Here is a 4,971-nt window from a genome sequence, read left to right as displayed (position 1 = left end):
GGGTAGTGCTTCATCACCATCTGTCAGGGACTCCTGATCTCCCCGGACCATCACGATCCAAGGCTCAAGTGTCCAGGACCAGGGGGCAACTCCCGTCCTCGCGGTATTTCGACAGCAGCGAGATTTTGAAGAACCAGCTCCAGCGGCATCAACGCCAACAAGCCCCGAGAACGATCCTCCGGTGGTGGCTGAACATCGAGTGCCGACTCCGGCTGGCTTGCCTGGCGTGGGCTCCGTCACGGCTGACTCATCCTCGTTGTCGAACCTGTGTACGAGATCTACGGTGTAGGCAGTAGATTTACGGCGTAAGATTCGCAGCCGCGACGGCGTCAGATGCAAGGGAGCCGGACAGGTGAGACCCCTCGAAATCATGCTAGTTATCACCAACCTGCTGGTGCTGGCTGCGTTGACGGTGCCGCTACCAGGGCGGACCGGCCGGGTGCGCCGGGCTGCGCCGCCTCTTGCGCTGCTGGTCATGGCCGCCCAGTTGCTCGTCGAGGGTCAGCGGTGGCAGATGGTCCCGGCGTATGCGTTGAGCGCGATCTTCTTTGTCGCCTGGCTGGTGCGGACCGTCGCACCGGCCAGGGCTGCGCGACGCGGCCGGATCGGACGGTTGGGCGCAATCTTGGGCGTCGGGCTGGGCGTGCTGGGGCTCATGGTCTCCACCGCCGTCCCGTTGCTCGTTCCGGTGTTCAGCTTGCCCCGTCCGACCGGGCCATACGACGTAGGGACGGTGACCTACCACTGGATCGATCCCGATCGCGGGGAAATCTTCACCGCCGATCCGAATGATCGCCGGGAGCTGATGGTGCAGGTCTGGTACCCCGCCAAGGCGAACTCCCCGGGCAAGCGCGCGCCGTATGTGTCAGATTCGGAGGCGCTCGTGCCGTTGGCTCGACTGATGAAGCTGCCGAGCTTCACCTTCTCCCATCTAGAGCACGTCACCACGAACGCCATCCTGTCCGCGCCCATGGCAGACGGAGCACCCACCTTCCCCGTACTGCTCTTCTCACACGGCCGATCCGGCTTCCGCCAGCACAACACCCGGCAGGTTGAGGAACTTGCGTCGCACGGCTACATCATCGCGACCATCGACCACCCGTACGCCGCAGCGGGGGTGGTATTCCCGGATGGGCGCCTGGTGACCATCGACAACCGCCTGCTTCCGCCCTGGCCCCGGAAAGTTGCGGCCGGCGCCGACCCCGCGTTCCAGGCGGGCATCCTGCCCTACCTCGCGCAGGACGCCCTCTTCACCCTGAACCAGCTTGGCGCGGTGAACAAGGCGGACCCGCAGGGGATTCTGACCGGGCGGCTGGATCTCGACCGTGCCGCCATGTTCGGGGCGTCGATGGGAGGCCTGGTCACTGCCGAAGCCTGCCGGCTTGAACCACGCCTGCGGGCCTGCCTGGTGCTGGACGTCTTCTTCCCAGCCGATGTGGTCCGGTCGGGTTTGCGGCAGCCGACAATGTGGATCAGTCGGGACGCCGAAACCATGCGGCTCGAGGGTTGGGACCCGGAAGAGGTCGACTTGACTCAGGCGACCGCGCAGGCGGTGTACGAGAAACTGCCTGCGGATGGCTACCTTGTGAGGATACCCGGTATGTTCCACGCGAACATCTCCGACGCCGCGCTCTACTCGCCGCTGTTCTCCTCCATCGGTGTCACCGGGCCCATCGACGGGCGCCGGGCACAGGAAATCATCGCCGAGTATTCGCTGGCGTTCTTCGACCGGCACGTGAAGGGACAGCCCGGGGCGCTGCTCGACGGCCCTCCGCAGCAGTATCCCGAGGTGATCTTCGAAACCCGCCGATCCTGATCGGCCCAGTGCCGGCGCGCCGCGGACAGGCCGCTTTGAGTAAGGCAGGTCAGCGAGTGCTCCGTGATAGCGGCCTCCGCACCGGCATGAGCCCTGCCTGGCCCTGCTCTGCGCCCACCCGGTGATCGACCGACCGGCTCATCGACGGCACGGTCCGGGCGCTGCGGACGGTCAGCTGCGGGCTGACCGTCCTCGCGCTCGCTTACGTCCTGGCCAGCCCGGACCCTTGGGCGGCGACTGCCGGGCTGCCGGGCTACGGCGCGACCGTGGCGTGGGTCCTCAGCACCCAGACAGCGCTGCTGGTCGCGCTCGGTGCCGCCGCGTTGCTGCGCCGGCGCGGCGGCCGCCGGCCCGGCGCGCCGCTGCGCGGACTGGGCGCACCGGTCATCGCCGCCGTGGCGAGCGGCCTGGCGGTCGCCTTCTCTGCGGACCTGGTCTACCGCGTCGCGGACCTGCTGGACCTCAATGTGTCGACTGCACACCGCCTGGCCACCGGCCCGCCGCTGACGTACACGTGGGCGATCTTCGGCTTCTTCCTGGCGGTGGTCGCCGCGCTGATCGTCGCCGGCCTGACGACCCTGGTCTCCCGGCGTGCTCGGCTCCGGACCGCCGGCGCGATCGTGGCGCGGGACTTCCCGGACGCCCCGCCCGAGGCCGCTCCCCGGCTGCACCAGGTACGCAAGGCCATCGCCCGGGCCCGGTTCACCGAACGGCTGGAACCGCTTACCGTGGCCTACGCGGTCCTCCTCGCGCTCGGCCTGGCCACCAGCACCCTGGGCCTGCTGCAACTGCATCCGCACGAGATGATCGATCGGTACGCCGGCATCCCCGTCGACCTGGTCACCTTCCTGGTGGGGATGGGCAGCTACGTGATCGCGGCGGTTCTCCTTGGCCTGGTGATCGGAGGGATCTTCGCCTACCGCACCGCCGAGTTCCGCCGCTACGTCGGCGTGCTGTGGGACCTCGGCACCTTCTGGCCGCGTGCCGCCCACCCCTTCGCGCCGCCCTGCTACGCAAACGGGCCGTGCCCGAGCTAACCCGGCGCATCTCGTACCTGGTCGAGAGCGGGCACGGGGTGCTGCTCGCCGGGCACAGCCACGGCTCGGTGCTGCTCGCCGTGACCGTGCTTCAGCTGCCGGCCCGGATCACCCGGCGGGTCGCCCTGCTGACCTACGGCTCACCGCTGCGCCGGCTCTACACCCACCTTTTCCCCGTGTACGTCGACCAGGCGGTGCTGCACGAGGTTGGTCAGCGGCTGGGATGGCGGTGGGTGAACCTGTGGCGCGACACCGACCAGATCGGCAGCTGGATCTTCTCCCCACACCGGCCCGGCGAGCCGCCGGCCGTCCCCGGGCCGGCCAGGACCGTCGACGGGCGGCTGCGCGACGCCTGGGACGTGGTGGCGCCGCCGAACGACAGCGTCCCGCCGCCGATCGTGGGGCACTGGCCGGGCGAGTCCGACGAGCGGTTTGGCGAGGCGGTGCAGGAGTTGACCCAGCGGCTTCGCGCCCAGGCGCTTAGGGCAGCACCGCGTTAGTTCTTCGGGGGTGTGAGCCAGGCGGTGGGGTCGTTGAGGTAGAGGCCGCAGGCGCAGTCGAGGGCCTCTTCGGGGCTGCCAGCGGGCAGGCCGGAGGGTAGGACGCTGTCTTGGTAGCCGTCGTGGCTGGCGAGGTAGATCGCGAAGCCCCAGGTGTGCAGGACGCCGGTGAACCGCAGCCGGCATAGCGGCATCGTGTGTCCGTCGGTGGTGGTCGCGTCGACGTAGGCGAATCCGGCGCGGAAACGGACGGGCACGTCGGCCAGTTGCGGCCAGCGGTGGCGGGCGTGTTCGGTGAGCCGATGCCGTAGGTGGTGCTGCATCGATTCCGGCGGGTTGCCTCGGGGCATGGGTCCATGTTGCCCGACGGGTGCGCCTTGCTCATGATCGTCGACGTCAAGCCGGACGATCGAGGACACGAGGGCCGCAACGTGACGATGGCAGCGGTGCTGGTGGTGCTGAACGAGCCGCAACGTGAGCAGGTGCAACGGCTCGCGCGGTCGGCGACCACCGCGGCCCTCACGGTGTTACGGGCCCGGATCGTGCTGGCCGCCGCGGCCGGGCAGGCGAACGCTGACATTGCCCGGAACCTGCGGATCAGTGTGGACACCGTACGGAAATGGCGGCGCCGGTTCGCCCGGCTGGGCCTGGCCGGGCTGGCCGATCTGCCCCGCAGCGGCCGGCCCCGTCGCTACGACGCCCAGGATCGGTTACGGATCGCCGCGCTGGCCACCTCCGCCCCACCCCACCCGGAGTCAACCTGGTCACACGCGCGGATCGCCGAGCAGATGGCCCAGCGATACGACACGCCGATCTCCGCCTCCCACGTCGGGCGGATCCTGACCAACGCTGACCTGCGACCCCACCGGGTGCGGGGCTGGCTGACCCGCAAAGACGACCCCCTGTTCTGGGACCGCGCCTCCGACGTGTGCCAGCTCTACCTGCACCCACCCGCCGACGCGGTCGTGCTGTCGATCGACGAGAAGACCGCGATCGCCGCCCGATCCCGCAAACACCCCACTCAGCCCTGCACACCCGAGCGACCCGTGCGGCAGGAGTTCGAATACGTCCGGCACGGCACCGTCTCGATCATCGCCGCTCTCGACATACGCACCGGTCAAGTCCTGACCGAACCGATCCGCCGCAACGACTCCGCCACCTTCCAGGCGTTCCTGACCATGCTCGACCAGGCCATCGACCCCCGTAAGCAGATTCACGTCGTGCTCGACAACGGCTCCTCCCACGTCGCCAAAGCCACCCGCACCTGGCTGGCAGCCCATCCCCGCTGGCACGTGCACTGGACCCCCGTCCACGCCTCCTGGCTCAACCAGATCGAGCTGTACTTCTCCGCCCTGACCCGCCGCGTCATCCGACACGGCGACTTCACCTTACGCACCGACCTCATCGGCAAGATCGAGACCTACGTGATCGAGAAGAACACCACCGCCAAGCCCTACCGATGGACCTACGACGGCACCCCCCTCAAGGCCGCATGACCCCCAAAGAACTAACGCGGTGCTGCACTAGGTGACTGGTGTTAAACGATGGCTGCCATCGGCGTGGCGGTCATCGTTCTGCATCTATTTATAGTAGTTTGCTGGGATGACGTTGGGCAGAG

General features: G+C 68.4%; 5 protein-coding genes. 4 read left to right on the top strand and 1 reads right to left on the bottom strand.

The genetic code is table 11. The features are described 5' to 3' along the window. The first annotated feature begins 352 nt into the window (after positions 1 to 352). The 3 genes from AB0I11_RS34185 to AB0I11_RS34175 all read left to right on the top strand — a co-directional run bounded on the left by AB0I11_RS34185 (position 353) and on the right by AB0I11_RS34175 (position 3,353). Positions 353 to 1,816: a hypothetical protein gene (locus AB0I11_RS34185; protein WP_357330059.1), complete on the top strand. Its 1,464-nt coding sequence runs from the start codon at positions 353 to 355 to the stop codon at positions 1,814 to 1,816. Positions 1,817 to 2,082: 266 nt separating this feature from the next. Next, complete coding sequence (locus AB0I11_RS34180; protein WP_357330057.1) at positions 2,083 to 2,853, top strand: hypothetical protein; 771 nt, start codon at positions 2,083 to 2,085, stop codon at positions 2,851 to 2,853. After that, positions 2,841 to 3,353, top strand: a complete 513-nt coding sequence (locus tag AB0I11_RS34175) for a hypothetical protein (RefSeq protein ID WP_357330055.1) — start codon at positions 2,841 to 2,843, stop codon at positions 3,351 to 3,353. Before AB0I11_RS34180 ends, AB0I11_RS34175 begins: the two co-directional genes overlap by 13 nt. Here the strand turns inward: AB0I11_RS34175 and AB0I11_RS34170 are convergent. Further along, positions 3,350 to 3,703 (bottom strand): hypothetical protein, encoded by a 354-nt coding sequence (locus AB0I11_RS34170; RefSeq protein WP_357330053.1) that lies wholly within the window; start codon positions 3,701 to 3,703, stop codon positions 3,350 to 3,352. The two genes, AB0I11_RS34175 and AB0I11_RS34170, sit on opposite strands and share 4 nt — an antisense overlap. A gap of 33 nt (positions 3,704 to 3,736) precedes the next feature. On the opposite strand from AB0I11_RS34170, the gene AB0I11_RS34165 reads away from it, so the two are divergent. Beyond that, a complete protein-coding gene (locus tag AB0I11_RS34165) occupies positions 3,737 to 4,849 on the top strand; it encodes an IS630 family transposase (protein ID WP_357330051.1) in 1,113 nt (370 codons plus the stop codon). Positions 4,850 to 4,971: the final 122 nt, after the last annotated feature.

Origin of the sequence: Micromonospora sp. NPDC050495, assembly GCF_040655175.1 — a bacterium.
GTDB lineage: Bacteria > Actinomycetota > Actinomycetes > Mycobacteriales > Micromonosporaceae > Micromonospora.
The sequence above is the reverse complement of the archived record's forward strand: the minus strand, read 5'-3'. Positions and strand labels throughout refer to the sequence as shown.

What these genes read in the sequence shown, in the direction of transcription:
- AB0I11_RS34170 (WP_357330053.1), bottom strand. Translation starts at nt 3,703, where the DNA reads ATGCCCCGAGGCAACCCGCCGGAATCGATGCAGCACCACCTACGGCAT.
- AB0I11_RS34165 (WP_357330051.1), top strand. Translation starts at nt 3,737, where the DNA reads ATGATCGTCGACGTCAAGCCGGACGATCGAGGACACGAGGGCCGCAAC.